A 17,562-nucleotide genomic window follows, 5' to 3' on the forward strand; every position below is an offset into this window, starting at 1 on the left:
GCCGGCCACGACCACACCGAGCCGGCCCCGGACCGCTCCCGGTAGGCACAGGACGTGAGCCCGGCAGGCCGCGACGTACATGTGCATCCGCGAGGCGGATCAGGCAAGGTGTAACGGACGATCGAGGGGTGGCCGGGCCACCAGGGGAGGCAGGGAGCGGACGTGCCGAAGCGGGGCCGACCGGGCGGCGGCAAGAAGGCCAGGAACAGGTCCACCCGCCCCGCCCCCCGGGTGCACCCCGCGGACGCCCCGCCCACCGAGGGGCTGCTCGGGCACCCCGCCCCGCCCGGGAGCGCCGTCCCGCTCGCCCCGACGGCGCCCGCGACCGAGGGCCTGCTGACCCCTGCCCCCGGCCCGCTCGGGGCGCGGACCGCCGCCGCCGAACTCCGCGCGACGGACCTGCGCACCACCGCGCCCCGCCCGTCCCCGCCCGCCGCCGACTCCCCCCGGGGGAGCGGCTCCGGCTACCTGCCCGGGCCGGAGGACACCCTCTCCCCCGAGGACTGGCGCGCCGCCGGCTACACCCCGCCGGGCGGAGTCGCCGTACCGGCCCTGAACCCCGGCGCGCCCGGTGACGCCCCCTGGCCCGACCGGATGCGCACGCTGCTGCGCACGCCGATGTCCGAGCGCCCGGCCTTCGAGCGGACCCCGCGCGAACTGCACCCCGCCGCCGGCCGCAACGTACCGCGCATCCTCGACCTGACGCTGCGCATCGGCGAACTGCTGCTGGCCAGCGGCGAGGCCGCGGAGGACGTCGAGGCCGCCATGCTCGGCATCGCCCACGCGTACCGGCTGGACCACTGCGAGCCGCAGGTCACCTTCACCCTGATCGGGATCTCCCACCAGCCCTCACTGGTCGAGCCGCCGGTCACCGCCGACCGGGTGGTGCGCCGCCGCACCTCCGACTACACCCGGCTCGCCGCGGTCCACCAGCTGGTCGCCGACATCACCGCCGAGCAGGTGAGCGCCAACGACGCCTACCGCCGGCTCGCCGAGATCCGCCGCAACCGGCACCCGTACCCGGCCTGGCTGCTCTCGCTCACCACCGGCCTGCTGGCCGGCGCGGCGACCTTCCTGGTCGGCGGCAAGATCGACGACAAGGCCTGGCTGGTCTTCGCCAGCGCCTTCGTGGCCGCCATCCTCGGTGACCGGCTGGCCTCGTTGATCGCCCGGCGGGGGCTGCCCGAGTTCTACCAGTTCGTGGTCGCCGCGATGCCGGCCGCGCTCTCCGGCATCATCCTGTCCTTCAACGACTTCGGCCTGCGCGGCTCGGTCGTCATCACCGGTGGCCTGTTCGCCCTGCTGCCCGGCCGGGCGATGGTCGCCGCCGTCCAGGACGGTCTGACCGGCTTCTACATCACCGCCGCCGCGCGGCTGCTCGAAGTGATCTACCTGGTCGCGGGCATCGTCATCGGCGTGATGCTGATCCTGTACCTGGGCGTCGGGTTCAACGCCAAGCTCAACCCGGACGAGAGCCTGGTGGGGATCAGCTACCCGCCGGTGCAGTTGGCCGCGGCGATGGTGCTGACGCTGGCCTTCGCGACGCTGCTGCAGACCGACCGCCGGAGCCTGCCGCTGGTCACCCTGAACAGCATGGTGGGCTGGTCCAGCTACGGTGTGCTGGTGCACAACGCCGGGGTCTCCCCGATCGTCGCCACCGGCGTCGCGGCCGGTCTGGTCGGCCTGTTCGGCCAGCTGGTGGCCCGCTACCGGTACGCCTCGGCGCTGCCGTACGTGACGGCGGCGATCGGCCCGCTGATGCCGGGATCGGCGATCTACCTCGGCATGCTCTCGTTCGCGCAGGGCCACTCCAGTGCCGGGCTGCTGTCGATCAGCCGGGCGGCGGCCATCGCGATGGCCCTGGCCATCGGGGTGAACCTCGGAGGCGAGATCGCGCGTCTCTTCATGAAGATCCCTGGAGGTCCCGAGCGCCCCGCCCTCCACCTGGCCACGCCACGGCGGGCCGCCAAGCGCACCCGGGGGTTCTGAGCGGACATCGGGCCGCGGGGCCCGGCCACCGGCGGCAGGGTCCGACGGCAGGGACGGCGACGGGCCGGACGGACGGAAAGCGGGCGGCCGATCCCTCCGGCGCAGCACCAGGAACGAAGGTAAGACCGCATGAACCTCGCACAGCTGAGCCTCGACCCACTGCTGGACGGCTACCAGCGGCACATCGTCGACGCGCACAAGCAGCCGCTCTTCCTGCTGCTGGTCGGGTTCATCTGCTCCTTCGTCTGCATCCGCTTCAGCGTCCGGATGATCCGGGCCGAGGTCCGGTGGTGGCCCGGCAACATCACCCCCGGCGGGCTGCACATCCACCACATGGTGTTCGGCCTCGGATTCCTGCTGGTCGGCGGCATCGGGGTGTTCGCGACCAACGGCGGCCACCCGTGGATCGACTGGTTCGGGTTCAGCTTCGGCATCGGCTGCGGCCTGGTGCTGGACGAGTTCGCGCTGATCCTGCACCTGGACGACGTCTACTGGAGCGCGCAGGGCCGCAAGTCGGTGGACGCGGTGATCTTCGGCATCCTGTTCACCGCGCTGCTGCTCACCGGGTACGTCCCGCTGGGGGTCGTGCCGAGCCAGGGCACCCGCTGGGGGCTGGTGGCGGTGATCGTGGTGAACGCGCTGGTGTCCGTCGTCGCTCTGCTCAAGGGCAAGGTCTGGACGGGGCTGCTCGGCATCATGGTGCCGGGCCTGTCCTGGATCGGCGCCGTCCGGCTGGCCCGGCCCAGCAGCCCCTGGGCGCGCTGGCGGTACGCCGGCCGCCCGCGCAGGAGGGCTCGCGCGCTCCGGCGCGAACGCCTGCTGCACCGGCGCGCGGACCGGGCACGAACCTGGCTCTTCGACCTGATCGCGGGCGCGCCCGACAAGGTCCCCGCGCACCACACCGCCACCCACCGGGTCGCCGAGCGCATGGCCGCCGGTGCCACCGCCCACCTGGACGCGCACGAGGCGCGCGCCCTGGCCCGCCGCTCCGCCCGGCTGGCCGACCGCCGCTCGGCGTCGGCGCCCCCCGCCACCCGGGCGCCGGCGGCGGCCGACGGCGGCGACACCGACCGGCAGCGCAGGGCCCGCCGGCGCCGCCGCGCCGTCCGGGCCGGCCGCAGCAGGACGTACGCCGTCCGCCCGGGATCGGCCGAACCCGCCGCGGGGCCGGTCGCGGGGCCGGTCGCCGGGGGCGCCGTCTCCCCGGTGCGCCCGCCCGGCGGACAGCCTGCGCGCCGTCATCTGCGACCGCGCGCCCCCCGCGTCCGGCGCTAGGCCGGGGGCCGGAGCGGCCCGCTCCTTGGATGTTCACCCGGCTGACCAGGCGCAACCGCCAGGTGTGCACGGTCACCCCTGAGATCATGACGAAGAGTGATCGCTCTGCTACGGAAAGGAAGGTCCCGGCCGGCCGCCGGGCCGAGGCGGCCCTGGGCCGGACGGATCCCCGACCGGACGGAACGCCTGACCGGACCGTGGCCAGACCTGTGAGAAGGGCTTCTCGTGGCACGCAGACTTCTGCCCGTCGTTCTGCTCGCGCTCACCGCCGTCCTGGGGCTGCTTCCGGCCGCCGGAGCGAGCGCCGCCGCCGTGAGCGCCGGCCCGCCGCCGGTCGATGTGCCGGCGACCGTTGCCACGCCGCCCGATGCCACGCCGCCCGATGCCCCGCCGGCCGAGGAGGCGGCGGCCCCTCCCTCCACCGACGACATCGCCCGGGCCCGGGCCGATGCCGATCGCCGGGCCGCCGCGACCGCCGCCGTCGAGGGCCGGCTCACCGAGGCCGCCGCCGAACGGGACCGGGCGATCCGCACGGCCGAGCAGGCGGTCGAGGTCTACAACGGTGCCCAGGCGCGGCTTCTCCGGGCCCGGGCCGAGGAGAGCGCCGCGCTCCAGAGGGCCGCCGTCGCGGAACTCGCCCGCTACCAGGCCACCGACGACGCCGCCCGGCTGGCGGCCGAGACCTACCGCCAGGGCGCCACCGCCGAGCTCTCCGCGATCGACGCGCTGTTCGGCGCCCCCGGCCCGCGCGCGGCCGGCGCACAGGCGGCCGTGGTCGGGGTGGTCAGCGGTCGCATCCGGCAGATCCTGGATGCCGCGACCGGCACGGCGGCCGACGCCGCCCGTGCCTCGGCCACCGCCCGGCAGGCCACCGCGGCGGCCGAGCGGGCCGCGGCCGCCGTACGGGCGGCCAGAGACGGCGCGCAGGCGCGTACCCAGGAGCGGCAGAGCGTGGTCGCCGAGCTCGGCCTGCGGCGCGAGCAACTGCTGAGCGAGCTCGCCGCCGCCCGTGACACCACCGTGGATCTGGAACGGCGCCGCCGCGACGCCCTGGAGGAGATCGCCGCCCGCGCGGCCGAGGCCGCCGCCAGGGCGGCGGCGGAGCGGGTCGCCGCCGAACAGGCCGCGGCGGAGCGGGCGGCCGAGGACAGGGCCGCCGCGGACCGTGCGGCGGGCGAAGCGGCGGCGAGCGGCTCGGCGGCGAGCGGGTCGGGGCCCGAGCGCCCCGCCGCCGACCGGGGCGCCGTCGCCCCGCAGTCGGGCGGCCCCGGCCGGTGGAGCGCGCAGGGCGCGGAGTCCGCGATCGCCTACGCCCGCTCCCGGATCGGCCTGCCGTACGTCTGGGGCGGCGAGGGCCCGGCCGGCTACGACTGCTCGGGGCTCACCATGATGGCCTGGCGCTCCGGTGGCCGGGCCCTCACCCACTTCGCGGCCGACCAGTACGCCGAGTCGACCCCGGTGACCTACCGCCGGCTCCGTCCGGGCGACCTGGTGTTCTGGAGCGACACCGGCCGTGCCGCCGACATCTTCCACGTGGCGCTCTACATCGGCGACGACCAGATGATCGAGGCCCCCAGGGAGGGCGCGGCGGTCAAGCAGGCCAGTCTGTGGATCATGGGCACGCCGGACTTCTACGCCCGCCCCTGAGTGGCCCGGTCCGGTTCGCGGACGCCACACCGGCCCGATCCGGGCGCTCCACGGCTGCGGCGCGGCCGGGTTACTCTGCCGGGTTCTCCGTGCGCCCGGGCGGCTTCGTGATCGCCGATTCGGGTGGGAAGGCGCCGGTTCGCGAGTCGGCGGCCGACGCCGAAGTGCGGGGCCCGGCCGTCGATGCCGCCGTTCCGGATCGTAACTCCCTTTGCTGGGAGCTGACTTGCGGTCATCTCGGGTACGGGGATCCGGTGGCTCGCGCCCGCTCTGCGCGGTCGCGCCGCTTGCGATTGGTCCAGACCTATTGACTGCCCTCGCCGCCCCTTCTACGATCCGGTCCGGCACAGCCTCACATGTCCCCCACCTCACCCAGAGCCGGGCGTCACGCCCCCACGCGCTGGTCATGTCCATGGCGCTCGGCGGGAAGGGAGCACAGCATGTTCCGTCGGAGATCACGTACTCCACGTCTGCCCAGCGAGTTCCGTGCCTGTCCGGATCCCGGCCGCCTCGAAGGCGACCGGGCCGGGAGCGAGCCGCTCCGAGCGCCCCGCCCGCAGCGGGCGGCCGTGGAACGCGCGTCGAAGGTGCACCCGACCGGCCCCGCCAAGCGCGGCCCGAGCGTCCTGACGCGCTCCCTCGCCGGGGCGAGCGCCGCCGCCGTCATCGGTGCCGGTCTCGTCGTGGCCGGTTCCGTCACGGCCGGGGCCGTCACCACCAACCTGGTGGCCAACCCCGGATTCGAGACCGGACTCTCCGGTTGGACCTGCACCGGCGGCTCGGGCGTGGCGGTGAGCAGCCCGGTCCACTCCGGCGCCTCCGCGCTCAAGGCCACGCCGACCGGTTCGGACAGCGCCCAGTGCGCCCAGACCATCAGCGTGCAGCCCAACTCCCAGTACACGCTGAGCGCCTACGTCCAGGGCAGCTACGTCTACCTGGGTGCCACCGGAACCGGCATTACCACCGCCCCGTCCACCTGGACGCCGAGCAGCCCGTCGTACAGCCAGCTCAGCGTCGGCTTCACCACCGGTGCGACCACCACCTCGGTGACCGTCTACCTGCACGGCTGGTACGGGCAGCCCGCGTACTACGCGGACGACGTGTCGCTCGCCGGCCCCGGCGGCAGCAGCCCCACGCCGACCACGGCGCCCCCGACGACCACGCCCCCGACCACGGCGCCGCCGACGACCGCGCCCCCGACCACGGCGCCGCCGACGACCGCGCCGCCGACCACGACTCCGCCGGGCGACACCTGCGCCACGAAGCCCAGGCCGTCCGGCAAGGTCCTGCAGGGCTACTGGGAGAACTGGGACGGCGCCGTGAACGGCGTCCACCCCGGCATGGGCTGGACCCCCATCACGGACAGCCGGATCGCCGCGCACGGCTACAACGTCATCAACGCCGCCTTCCCGGTGATCCTCTCGGACGGCACCGTCCTGTGGCAGGACGGTATGGACAGCAACGTCAAGGTCTCGACCCCCGCCGAGATGTGCCAGGCCAAGGCGGCCGGGGCGACGATCCTGATGTCGATCGGCGGAGCCGCCGCAGGCATCGACCTGAGCTCCAGCACCGTCGCCGACCGGTTCGTGGCGACCGTCGTCCCGATCCTCAAGAAGTACAACTTCGACGGGATCGACATCGACATCGAGACCGGCCTGTCCGGAAGCGGCAGCATCAACACCCTGTCCGCCTCCCAGGCCAACCTGGTGCGCATCATCGACGGCGTGCTGGCCCAGATGCCCGCCGGTTTCGGTCTGACGATGGCCCCCGAGACCGCGTACGTCACCGGTGGAAGCGTCAGCTACGGTTCGATCTGGGGCTCCTACCTGCCGATCATCAAGAAGTACGCCGACAACGGGCGCCTGTGGTGGCTGAACATGCAGTACTACAACGGCAGCATGTACGGCTGCTCCGGTGACTCCTACGAGGCCGGTACCGTCCAGGGGTTCACCGCGCAGACCACGTGCCTGAACAACGGTCTGGTCATCCAGGGCACCACGATCAAGGTGCCGTACGACAAGCAGGTGCCCGGACTGCCGGCCCAGTCCGGCGCGGGCGGCGGCTACATGGCGCCGAGCCTGGTCAGCCAGTCGTGGAACGCCTTCGGTGGCGCGCTGAAGGGGCTCATGACGTGGTCGGTCAACTGGGACGGCTCGAAGGGCTGGACCTTCGGCGACAACGTCAAGTCCCTCCAGGGCCGTTGATGTCCCGCTGAGTTCCCGCGCCCCGGTGCGCCGGCTCGCTATGGGTCGATCACCGACCGGAACCACCTCGGTGGGCGGCCCGAGCCCGGGCCGCCCACCGAGGCGCGGGCGGGGGAGGGACGGGGCCCTCGGAGCGCTGGACGTTCCGGGGCCCTGCCTTCCTGCGGGAGGGAGCCGGCGGCACCTGGGCCCGGAGTGCTCTGCTTCGGCCGTAGCCGTAGCCGTAGCCGTAGCCATAGCCGGGGCTGTTGCGGGTCAGGAGCCGCTGCCGGGATCGCTGTCCGGACGGCCCCGTGGCGGCCCCGGCGAAAAGGAGGTGCTGACGCCCACCCCCGGTCGTACGGTGGAGCGATGGGCAACGACGCACAGGACGAGACCCGCGATCCGGGATCCGGCCGACAGCAGGACGGCACCGTGATCCGTGCGATCACCGAGAACGACATCACGGCGTGGGACCGGGCACTGGTCCACGGGTTCCTGCGGCCGTACGTCGAGGACGGCAGTGAGTACCGGCTGCTGACCCTCGAACCCGGGCGCACCCTCGGCGCCTTCGACGCCGGCCGGTGCGTGGCGACCTTCCGCAGCTTCGACACCGAACTGACGGTGCCCGGCGGCGCGACCGTCGAAGCCGACGCGGTCACGGCCGTGACGGTCAGCGCCACCCACCGCCGACGGGGGCTGCTCAGCTCGATGATGACCCGCGACCTCGCCGCCGCACACGAGCGCGGCACGCCCGTGGCCATCCTGATCGCCGCCGAGTACAACATCTACGGCCGGTTCGGCTTCGGCCCGGCGACCCGCGGGCACGGCTGGAACATCGACCTGTTGCGCGCGGGCGGCCTGCGTCAGGGCCTCGCGGTCCCGCACGGCGGCCGGATCGACTTCGCCACCATGGACGAGGTCCGCAGGATCGGCCCCGACCTGCACGACCGCTGGCGGCGCGCCCGGCCCGGCGCGATCGACCGCTCCGAGCTCTGGTGGCGGCTCACGACCGGAGACCTCAAGGCGCCCGGCAGGGAGTGGAAGCAGCCCTTCGTGGCCGTCCACCGGGATGCCGACGGCGCCGTGACCGGTCTGGTCACCTACCGGGTCGACGACCACTGGGACGGCGGCTACCCCGACTGCACCCTCACCGTCGGCGACTTCCTGGCCCTCGACGGCGCCACCGCCGTGGCCCTGTGGCGGTTCGTGTTCTCGGTCGACTGGGTCCGCAGAGTCGTCGTCGGGAACATCGGCGTGGACGACCCGTTGCCGCTGCTCCTCGCCGAACCGCGCGCCGCCACCCCGGGCCCCGACAACGTCGACTTCACCTGGCTGCGGGTGCTCGACGTGGAGGCCGCCTTCGCGGCTCGCACGTACGGGGCGCCCGGCCGCGTGGTGCTGGACGTCACCGACCCGGCCGGCTACGCGGACGGCCGCTGGGCCCTGGAGGTCGCCGCCGACGGCACCGGCCGGTGCACCGCGACCACCGACGAACCGGACCTCGCGCTCGGCGCGTCGCAACTCGGGTCGCTCTACCTCGGCGGCGAGACCGTGCCGAGGCTGGCCGCCGCCTCACTGGTGACCGAGCTGCGCCCGGGCGCAGCCGCGGCGGCCGACCTGCTGCTGCGCACGCCGCTGGCGGCCTGGAACCCGGACGGCTTCTGACGGTCTTCCGGCCGACGGTGCTCCGGCCGACGGGCGCCGACCGCCCGGGTCGGAGTGGCCGGGTCGGAGCGCCCGGGTCGGAGCGCCCGGGTCGGAGCGGCCGTCGGCCGGGGCGGCCGGGCGCGGGCGGGCGCCGGCCTGTTCGGGTCCGGCAACTGCTCGTCCACCGTCCCGCGCCGTTCTTTCACGGCTTCGCGGTGCGTCCGATGGTCGGCAGGATGAAGTCCTGGATCAGTTCCTTGGCGTCGCGGACGATCGGCCGGAACACCCGGTAGCGGGAGAGGTTGATGACGCGCGCTGCCATGGGAGTCGACCGCCGGACGAATTCCCGCGTCCGCTCGGTGTCGGGCGTGCGGTCGAAGACCCAGTAGAGCACCACGATCATGAGGTGCAGCCACAGGACGTCGGGCAGCAGCTCCACCAGTTCCGCGTCCAGCTTGGGGGCCAGCTCCGAACCCTCCAGCACCTCCCGGAACAGTGCCACGGCGGTGGCCCGGGCCGGGTGGGACTCGTTGGAGAACGGGCTCAGCGAGCTGGTCGGGTCGGCGGCGGTGCGGAAGAACTGCGCCGCGAACTCGTGATACGGCGCGGCCGTGTCGAGCCAGGAGTTCAGTGTGATCTCCAGCCGCTCCGCGAATTCCCGGGTATCGGCCATGCGATTTCTGGTGTCGATCGCATGGGCGTACGTCATTCGGTCGTAGAATCCCTGGATCAGGAATTCCTTGGCCGAGAAATAGTAGTAGGCATTTCCGACCGAGACGCCCGCCTCGGTGGCAATGGCCCGCATGGTGGTCTTCTCGTAACCGCGTTCCTGGAACAGCCGCATGGCCGTCTCCAGGATCAGGGCCCGGGTCTGCTCGCTCTTGTCCGTCTTCGGTTGGGCCCGGCTGCCGGGGAGTTCGGACCCGGCGGGGGCGCCGGTCGCGAGACCGTCGTCGTCGCCCGACCTGTCCACCGGGGCCGACTTCACCCGGCCGCGGCCGAGTCGCCGCTTACGGCCGGTGCCCTCGAAGCCGTCGGTGCTGTCCGCGCCGTTCGTCGGCGTCACGTCGTCCACGGTGGTCGAGCCTAGCCCGCCGACGGGCGGGTCAGGCCGCGCGAGCGGACGGCCGGTGTGCTGCGCGGGCCACCGGCGGCGCGCGGGCCCGCGTGTCCGAGGTCGCGCGGGCCCGTCGTGACCGGCCGCCGGAACAGCTCGGGTGAAGGGTGTGGGACGCTCCTGGCATGACCCGCGAGACCAGTCCGGACACCACCGGCGTGACCATCAGGCCCGGTACCGCCGAGGACGCCGGGAGCGTGGCGGCCCTGCACGCCGAGAGCTGGCGCACCACCTATGCCGGAATCGTCGCCACCCACGCCCTCGGTGACGGTCTGGCCGCCGAGCGGCGCGAGCTCTGGGAGCTGCGCCTGACCGTCGACTACGGCGAGCCCGCCAACACGCCCGCCCTGCTGATCGCCGAGAGCGCGGGTGAGACGGTCGGTTTCGCGTACCTCGTCCCGCAACCCGACGGCCGGGTCCTGCTGGACAACCTGCACGTCCGCCCCGGCCGCACCGGCGCCGGTACCGGCGGGATGCTGATGGCCGCCGCCCGCGCCCACCTGGCCCGGCGGCATCCCGGCGCGGTGCTCTACCTGGAGGTGCTCCGGGACAACACCCGTGCGGTGGCCTTCTACGAGCGGCAGGGTGGTGTGCGAACCGCCGAGCAGGAGGGCGTCTTCCCCGGCGGTCAGGTGCTCCCCGAGTACGAGTACAGCTGGCCCGCCCGGGAGGGCTGACCGCCGGGCCGCAGCCGATCCGGGGCATGTGCACGGAGGCCCCGAACACCGCCGCATGAGGGCGCCCCGTTCGGCGCTCAGCCCTCCCGGACGGGCCAGGCGTCATTCGTTCAGCTGCCGTCCGGGGCCGGGGCCGGGGCAGGAGCCGGGGCCGGGTGCGGGGCCGGGTGCGTGGGGGCCGGGTGGGCCGCCCCCGCGCCTCCTGTGTGCAGGGTGCGCCGCCCGGCCAGGGCGATCAGCAGGGCCGTCGAGGCGGCGCCGGCCGTGAGCCAGTAGCCGGTGCCCGGCGCCGCGTGCTGGGCGATCACACCGCCGGCCGCCGCACCGGCCGAGATGCCGATGACGATGCCGGACACGGCGACCGCCATGCCCTCGTTCAGCTGCCGCTGCGGCAGCAGTTCCTGGATCATCGTCATGCCGGTCACCATGGTCGGCGCGGTGCCGGTGCCGGCCACGAAGAGGACGGCGGCGAGCACGCCGAGCCCGGCGCCGGTCAGCGCGGCGGTCAGCGGCATCAGCAGCAGGAGCGCCATCGCGGCCGTCCCGAGCAGGAAGCGGACCACCGGCGGGCGGCGGGGCCTGAGCACCCCGAGGGTCAGCCCGGCGGCGCAGGAGCCGCCCGCGACCAGGGCCAGCATGCCGCCCGCGAGGGCCTTGTGGCCGAGCGCGTCGGCGTACGCGAGGGTGGTGACCTCCATCGAGCCGAACACCACGCCGGTGGCGAGGAAGGCCGAGGCCGTCACCCGCAGGCCGGGAATGCGCAGTGGTGAACCGGCGCTGCCGCCGTCCGACGCGGCCGGCTGGACGGGTGGCTCGGTGCGGCGCTGGGCGGCGAACAGCAGCGCGCCGGTGCTGCCGCAGGCGCCGGCCACGATCAGCCCGGCCTCGGGGAACAGCGCGGTGCAGAGCAGCATCGCCAGTACCGGGCCCGCCATGAAGCAGAGTTCGTCCAGTGCCTGCTCCAGCGAGTTGGCGACGTGCCGGGCCTCGGGGTCGTCGCGGTGCACGTGGGCCCAGCGGGCCCTGGCCATGCCGCCGAGGTTCGGTGCGAAGGAGGCGGCGGCCCAGCAGACGTACAGCGTCCAGTCCGGGGCGCCGTAGTGGACGCAGAGCAGCAGCGCGCCGGCCGGCAACAGATTGAGGACGGTGGCCGGGACGGTCACCCGGGCCTGCCCGAAGCGGTCCACCAGCCTTCCGACCAGGGGCATCCCGATGGCCGCGGTCACGAGCCCGGCGGCGGAGACCGTACCGGCCAGGGCGTACGAGTCGCGACGCGTGGCGATCATCACCACGATGGAGACGCCCGTCATGGAGAAGGTCATCCGGCCGAGCAGCCCGGCCAGGGTGAAGGCGACGGTGCCCGGGGCGGCGAAGATGCGGCGGTAGGAGGTGAACACGTGACTCCAGGGCAGGGCGCACCGGTTCTCCGGTGCCGGGCGATGGGGGAGCCACCAGCCTCGCGGAGCAGTGGCGTCGCGGTCCAACACCTGTTTCGCCGTACTCACAACGATCTGTTGTTAATATCCCCGGCATGTCCCGTGACCTGCACCCGCGCCTGCTCCGCGGCTTCGTCGCCACCGCCGAGACCCTTCACTTCGGCCGCGGCGCCGAGCGGCTGCACATCGCCCAGCAGGCGCTCAGCCGGGACATCCGCTCGCTGGAGCGGGCACTCGGCGCCACGCTGTTCACCCGCACCACCCGCAGTGTGGAACTCACCGCGGCGGGAGCCCGGTTGCTGCCCCGTGCGCGGCGCCTGCTGGTCCTGCACGACGAGATCCTCACCGCCCTCGTGGACGACGGGAACCGCCCGCTGCTGCTGGATCTCAACAGCGACGTGACCGGGGACGACCTGACGGCCGACCGCCTGCTGGCGTACGTCCGGGAGGCGTGGCCGGACGGCGAGCTGCTCGCCCGCTTCCACGGTGGACTGGCCGCTGCCGCGGTCGAGTTGGTGGACCACCGGCTCGACGTGTCGCTCGGCCGGTTCGCCGGGCTCCCGCCCCGGCTCAGATCCCAACTCGTCCACGTCCCTGTGCGGTTCGAGCCGATGGCGGTGATGATGCCGGACACCCACCCGCTGGCCGGGCGTGCCGTGCTGCCGATCGCCGCGCTGGCCGGGCACCCGGTGGACATCTGTGCCGGAAACCCGGCGACCACCGAGTGGGCCGATCTGGGCGCCCAACTCCTCGGTGAGCACGGCCTGGAGGCGGCGCCGGCTCATCTGCCGCCGGTCGGCGTGGTCGAGACGGCGCGCTACCTCGCGCGGCACCGTGAGCCGATGCTGACCACGACCGGCGGTCCGCAGATCCCGGGTGTGGTCACCCTTGCGCTGGTCGACCCGGTGCCGCTCAGCCTGGTGGGGCTGGTGCACCGGCCCGACCTGCGGCACCCGGGGCTCGACGCGCTGATCGCGGCTGCCGAGGAACTCGGCCGGGAGGAAGGGTGGTTGGTGCGCCCGGCGGGCAGCTGGCTGCCGGCCTCGGACACCGCACTGTTGGGCCTGCGCCGAGCCGTGCGGGGTCGGCGTGACGCGCAGGGCGCGCAGGGCGCGCAGGACGCGCAGGACGCGCAGGGTGCGCGGGATGGACGGTGCGGCGTGGGGCGTCCGGGCATGGCCCCGCCCCTGCCGTAGGGGGGCGGCGGGGGCGGGGAGTGGGTGCCGTCGTGAGTGGCCGGGTCAGGCCGCCTTGACCGCGGAGATGTCGAAGCTGAGCTTGATCTTCTCGCCGATCAGCACGCCACCGGTCTCCAGCGCGGCGTTGTAGCTCAGGCCCCAGTCGGTGCGGTCGATGGTGGCCGCACCCTCGAACCCGACCCGCTCGGCGCCGTAGGCGTCGGTCGCGCTGCCGGTGTAGTCCAGGTCGAGGACGACCTGGCGGGTGGTGCCCTTGATGGTCAGGTCGCCGGTCATCCGGTAGGAGTCGCCGCGCAGGCGCTCCGCGGAGGTGCTCCGGAAGGTGATCTCGGGGTGGGTCTCGGCGGCGAAGAAGTCCCCGGTGCGCAGGTGCTCGTCGCGCTGGGCCTGGTTGGTGTCGATGCTGGCGACCTTGATCACCAGTTCGGCGGAGGAGTTGCCGGGGTTGCCGCCGTCGAGGTGCAGCTTGCCGTCGTACTCGGCGAAGGAGCCGCGGACGTTGGTGACCATCGCGTGTCGGACCGCGAAGCCGACCTGACTGTGGGTGGTGTCGATGGCCCAGTCGCCGGTCAGGTGGGCGAGGTCGGGGCCCGTGGGGGCCTGAGTCACAACCGTGCCGGTCGCGCCGGTGGCGTCGGCGGTGGTGGCGTCGGCGGTCTTGGTGCGGTTGAAAAGGCCCATGGCTCCTCCTTCGGTTCGAAGCCATTTGTTTAGGCTTCAACTTGATGGCTTCACCCTAGGGCAGTTTCGTTCAAAGTTCAACCATGCGGAGAGGGTCGCTTCCCGAGCGCCGTCGGGCACCCCGGGAAACGGCCCTTCGGGCAGGCCGCCCGAGCCGCGCGTCGAGCCGGTCGGGCCGCCCGTGGAGCGGCTTCAGGACCGCGCGCGTTCCTCGTCCGTCAGGACGGACGCCGTCCGGCCGTCGATCGACTCGCGCACGATGTCCGCGTGTCCGGCGTGCCGGACAGCGGGACGGCCGGGCGTTCGGGCGTTCGGGCGTTCGGGCGTTCGACGCCACGCGGCTCGTTCGCCCGTTCGGCCGTCGGTGGCTCCGGATACGCTTCGAGGACCGTCCCAGTAGACCGGAAGGCCCGCCCATGTACGCCCTGCACGCGCTCTGGCGGGCGGACGGGCGGCTGGCCCTGTGGGCGGAGGATGCCCGCGCCCATCCGCCCGAGCAGCGCTCCGTACCCGATACCGCCGTGGGTCCGCGCGCCGTCAGGGCCCACCCTTTTGCCTGCCCGGCCGCCGCCGTCGCCGGGTTGCTCACCGGCATCGGCCCGGGGCTCGGCTGGCTCGCCGACCAGGCCCCCGAACGCTGGGCCACGCTGCGACTGCCCACCCTCGGCGGTGCGCCCACGCCGTCCCCCGAGCTGGCCGTGCCGTCCACCGGGAGCGGGGCGTCGCTGACCCCGTGGCGGGTGCCCGCGCTGCTCTTCGACGCCGCCGCGGCCGCCCAACTGCTCGGGGAGCTCTTCGACCCGCGCTGGGCGGTGAGCACCGCCGACCTCCCGGCGGACGGGCGGGTCGAGGTCGACCACGGTGCCTCACTGCGCTGGCTGACCGGCGTGCACGACCTCGCCTGGCGGCTCGTCCGGCAGGGACGCACCCTGCCGGCGCCCACCCGGGAAGGCGCGTCGGTCCACGCGCGCTGGCGCCCGGCGCCGGACGCGGCCGCCCGCCGGGAGGCCGCCGCGCTGGCCGCCGGCTGCCCGCCGGTCTGCCGCGGCGAGTGGCCGAGCGGTCCCGCCGGGCGCAGCGGCACCGAACTGGTCGCCGACCTGCTGGACGCGCTGGTCGACGCCGAGGCCCGGTCCGCCCTCGCGGACGGCCCCCCGCTGCTGCGCACGGTGGCCGGCCGGCCGGCTCCCACCACCTTCGCCGAACGCTGGCTCCTCGCCCTCGGCACGGCCGACGGTGCGCTCCCGGAGATGCCGGAGACGCCGGATCTGCCGGAGACGCCGGAGACGACCGAGGCGACCGAGACGCCCCGGCAGTCCGGCGAGCACGGCGAGCACGGCCGTTCCGGATCGTCCGGACCGCCCGGTCCCCCGGAGCGGGACGGGCAGGACGACCGCGCCGCTCTCGCCGAGCTGGAGCACCGCCTCGCCGCCTGGTATGCCCCGCCGGCCCCGGCCGAGGCCCCGCTGCGCCTCTGCTTCCGGCTGGCCGAACCCAGCGGCCCCGACCCGGCGGATCCCGAGGGCATGCCGTCGGACGACCACTGGCAGGTCGAGTTCCTGCTCCAGGCCGCCGACGAGCCCTCGCTGCTCGTCCCCGCCGCCGAGTTCCGGCTCGGTGGCGGGGCGCTCGCGGCGCTGGGCCAGAAGGCCGACGACCCGCTGGAGGTCTACGCCGCCGAGTTCGACCGGGCGATCCCGCACTGGCCCGCCCTGCGCCAGGCCCTGCGGACCCGCCACCCGGCCGCGCTGCGCCTCGACCGGGACGGCGCGCTGGACTTCCTGCGCACCGCCGCTCCCGAGCTGACCGCCGCCGGTTTCGGCGTCCTGCTGCCGACCTGGTGGCGCCGCCGGCCGGTGCTCGGGCTCACCCTGAACGTCCGCACCCCCGCCCTCGCGCCGGTCGAGACGCCCGGCCAGGTCGACCGGGACGCCATCGTCGACTTCCGCTGGCAGGCCGCCCTCGGCGGCCGCACCCTCAGCCGGCAGGAGCTCCTCGACCTCGCCGCCGCCAAACAGGGCCTGGTCCGGATCCGTGGTCAGTGGATCGAGGTCGACGCCGACCAGATCGCCGCCGCGCTGGCCTTCCTCACCGGCCGGGGTGGCAGCGGCACGATGACGACGACCCAGGTGCTGCGGACGGCGTTCGACCCCGGGGCGAGCGTGGCCGCACTGCCCGTCGTCGCGGTCCACGCGGACGGGGCACTGGGCGACCTGCTGGCCGGCCGGGTGCCCGCCGCCCCGGTCACCGCGCTGCCCGCCGACTTCCACGCCACCCTGCGCCCCTACCAGGAGCGCGGCCTCGCCTGGCTGCGCTCGCTGGCCTCGCTCGGCCTCGGCGCCGTGCTCGCCGACGACATGGGGCTGGGCAAGACCGTCCAGACACTGGCGCTGCTCGCGGTCGAGCGGGCGGAGGGGAACACCGCGCCGACGCTGCTGGTCTGCCCGATGTCCCTGGTCGGCAACTGGCAGCGGGAGGCCGCGCGGTTCGCCCCCGCGCTGCGTCTGCACGTCCACCACGGCCCCGACCGGCCCACCGGGGAGGAGCTGCGCCGGGCCGTCCGGCGGGCCGACCTGGTCATCACGACGTACGGGCTGGCGCAGCGCGACGCCGACGAGCTGGGTGCGATCCGCTGGCGGCGGGTGGTGGCGGACGAGGCGCAGTCCATCAAGAACTCCGCGACCGCACAGGCCAGGGCGGTCCGCTCGCTACCGGTGACCGTGCACCGGATCGCCCTGACCGGTACCCCGGTCGAGAATCGCCTGGCCGAGCTGCACGCCGTGCTGGACTTCGCCAATCCGGGCCTGTTCGGCTCGGCCTCCCGTTTCAAGGAGCGCTACGCGATCCCGGTCGAGCAGCACGGCAACGCCGCGGTCGCGGCCGAACTCCAGCGCCGGACGGCGCCGTTCGTCCTGCGCCGGGTCAAGACCGACCCGGCGATCGCGGCCGAGCTCCCCGCGAAGCAGGAGATGACCGTGTGGTGCAACCTCACGACCGAGCAGGCCGGGCTCTACCAGGCGGTCGTCGCCGAGCTGCTGCACCGCGTGCACGGGATCCGCGGGGTGGAGCGGCGCGGAACCGTTCTGGCCGCCATCGGCCGGCTCAAGCAGGTCTGCAATCACCCGGCCCAACTCCTGCACGACGGGTCGGAGTTGGCTGACCGATCGGGCAAGGTGGCCAGGCTGACGGAGATCCTGACGGAGGCGGTGGCCGAGGGCGACCGGACTCTGGTCTTCACCCAGTACGCCGAGTTCGGCACTCTGCTGCAGCCCTACCTGGCCGCGCGGCTCGGCCGGGAGGTGCTGTTCCTGCACGGGGCCCTCCCCAAGCGCCGCCGGGAGGAGCTGGTCGCCCGCTTCCAGAGCCCGGACGGGCCGCCGGTCTTCCTGCTCTCGCTGAAGGCCGGCGGGACCGGCCTCAATCTCACCGCCGCCAATCAGGTGGTCCACCTGGACCGTTGGTGGAATCCGGCGGTGGAGGAGCAGGCCACCGACCGGGCCTTCCGGATCGGCCAGCGCCGGGATGTCCAGGTGCGGCGGTTCGTCTGCGTCGGCACGGTCGAGGAACGGATCGCCGAGATGATCGAGTCCAAGCGGGCCCTCGCCGACGCGGTGGTCGGGGAGGGCGAGCACTGGCTGACCGAGCTGTCCGCCGACGCGTTGCGCGAGCTGGTGGCGTTGTCCGCCGACGCGGTGGGGGAGTGAAGGG

Annotated in this window: 11 protein-coding genes; 8 read left to right on the top strand and 3 right to left on the bottom strand. The window is 74.2% G+C overall.

Features of this window, described 5'->3' with window-relative positions:
- Nucleotides 1–162 precede the first annotated feature (162 nt).
- The 5 genes from OG823_RS19210 to OG823_RS19230 all read left to right on the top strand — a co-directional run bounded on the left by OG823_RS19210 (nt 163) and on the right by OG823_RS19230 (nt 8,762).
- Nucleotides 163–1,989: a threonine/serine exporter family protein gene (locus OG823_RS19210; protein WP_371480822.1), complete on the top strand. Its 1,827-nt coding sequence runs from the start codon at nt 163–165 to the stop codon at nt 1,987–1,989.
- A gap of 129 nt (nt 1,990–2,118) precedes the next feature.
- The gene (locus OG823_RS19215; RefSeq protein ID WP_371480823.1) at nt 2,119–3,264 is read left to right on the top strand and encodes a hypothetical protein; all 1,146 of its coding nucleotides are present in this window, start codon (nt 2,119–2,121) and stop codon (nt 3,262–3,264) included.
- Nucleotides 3,265–3,489: 225 nt separating this feature from the next.
- Nucleotides 3,490–4,911: a C40 family peptidase gene (locus OG823_RS19220; RefSeq protein WP_371480824.1), complete on the top strand. Its 1,422-nt coding sequence runs from the start codon at nt 3,490–3,492 to the stop codon at nt 4,909–4,911.
- 569 nt (nt 4,912–5,480) lie between these two features.
- On the top strand, nt 5,481–7,115 hold the full coding sequence (locus OG823_RS19225; RefSeq protein ID WP_371480825.1) for a carbohydrate binding domain-containing protein: 1,635 nt from the start codon (nt 5,481–5,483) through the stop codon (nt 7,113–7,115).
- Nucleotides 7,116–7,466: 351 nt separating this feature from the next.
- Nucleotides 7,467–8,762 (top strand): GNAT family N-acetyltransferase, encoded by a 1,296-nt coding sequence (locus OG823_RS19230; RefSeq protein ID WP_371480826.1) that lies wholly within the window; start codon nt 7,467–7,469, stop codon nt 8,760–8,762.
- Between the two features lie 184 nt (nt 8,763–8,946).
- Here the strand turns inward: OG823_RS19230 and OG823_RS19235 are convergent, their stop codons facing one another.
- Nucleotides 8,947–9,819, bottom strand: coding sequence for a TetR family transcriptional regulator (locus OG823_RS19235; RefSeq protein ID WP_371480827.1), 873 nt, complete (start codon nt 9,817–9,819; stop codon nt 8,947–8,949).
- Between the two features lie 167 nt (nt 9,820–9,986).
- Here OG823_RS19235 and OG823_RS19240 point away from each other — a divergent pair, with 167 nt between their 5' ends.
- Nucleotides 9,987–10,538 carry an N-acetyltransferase family protein gene (locus OG823_RS19240; protein ID WP_371480828.1) on the top strand — a complete coding sequence of 184 codons (552 nt, stop codon included), beginning with the start codon at nt 9,987–9,989 and terminating at the stop codon, nt 10,536–10,538.
- Nucleotides 10,539–10,648: 110 nt separating this feature from the next.
- On the opposite strand, the gene OG823_RS19245 is transcribed toward OG823_RS19240, so the two are convergent.
- The gene (locus tag OG823_RS19245) at nt 10,649–11,935 is read right to left on the bottom strand and encodes an MFS transporter (protein WP_371480829.1); all 1,287 of its coding nucleotides are present in this window, start codon (nt 11,933–11,935) and stop codon (nt 10,649–10,651) included.
- A gap of 134 nt (nt 11,936–12,069) precedes the next feature.
- On the opposite strand from OG823_RS19245, the gene OG823_RS19250 reads away from it, so the two are divergent.
- Nucleotides 12,070–13,170, top strand: a complete 1,101-nt coding sequence (locus tag OG823_RS19250; protein WP_371480830.1) for a LysR family transcriptional regulator — start codon at nt 12,070–12,072, stop codon at nt 13,168–13,170.
- Nucleotides 13,171–13,215: 45 nt separating this feature from the next.
- On the opposite strand, the gene OG823_RS19255 is transcribed toward OG823_RS19250, so the two are convergent.
- Nucleotides 13,216–13,854 carry a YceI family protein gene (locus tag OG823_RS19255; RefSeq protein WP_371480831.1) on the bottom strand — a complete coding sequence of 213 codons (639 nt, stop codon included), beginning with the start codon at nt 13,852–13,854 and terminating at the stop codon, nt 13,216–13,218.
- Nucleotides 13,855–14,270: 416 nt separating this feature from the next.
- On the opposite strand from OG823_RS19255, the gene OG823_RS19260 reads away from it, so the two are divergent.
- Nucleotides 14,271–17,558 (top strand): DEAD/DEAH box helicase, encoded by a 3,288-nt coding sequence (locus tag OG823_RS19260; RefSeq protein WP_371480832.1) that lies wholly within the window; start codon nt 14,271–14,273, stop codon nt 17,556–17,558.
- The last annotated feature ends 4 nt before the right edge of the window (nt 17,559–17,562 follow it).

Origin of the sequence: Kitasatospora sp. NBC_00315, from assembly GCF_041435095.1 — a bacterium.
Classification (GTDB): domain Bacteria; phylum Actinomycetota; class Actinomycetes; order Streptomycetales; family Streptomycetaceae; genus Kitasatospora.

Coding starts and splice junctions, on each gene's coding strand:
- OG823_RS19230 (WP_371480826.1), top strand. CDS start 7,467: ATGGGCAACGACGCACAGGACGAGACCCGCGATCCGGGATCCGGCCGA.
- OG823_RS19255 (WP_371480831.1), bottom strand. CDS start 13,854: ATGGGCCTTTTCAACCGCACCAAGACCGCCGACGCCACCACCGCCGAC.
- OG823_RS19215 (WP_371480823.1), top strand. CDS start 2,119: ATGAACCTCGCACAGCTGAGCCTCGACCCACTGCTGGACGGCTACCAG.
- OG823_RS19260 (WP_371480832.1), top strand. CDS start 14,271: ATGTACGCCCTGCACGCGCTCTGGCGGGCGGACGGGCGGCTGGCCCTG.
- OG823_RS19240 (WP_371480828.1), top strand. CDS start 9,987: ATGACCCGCGAGACCAGTCCGGACACCACCGGCGTGACCATCAGGCCC.
- OG823_RS19250 (WP_371480830.1), top strand. CDS start 12,070: ATGTCCCGTGACCTGCACCCGCGCCTGCTCCGCGGCTTCGTCGCCACC.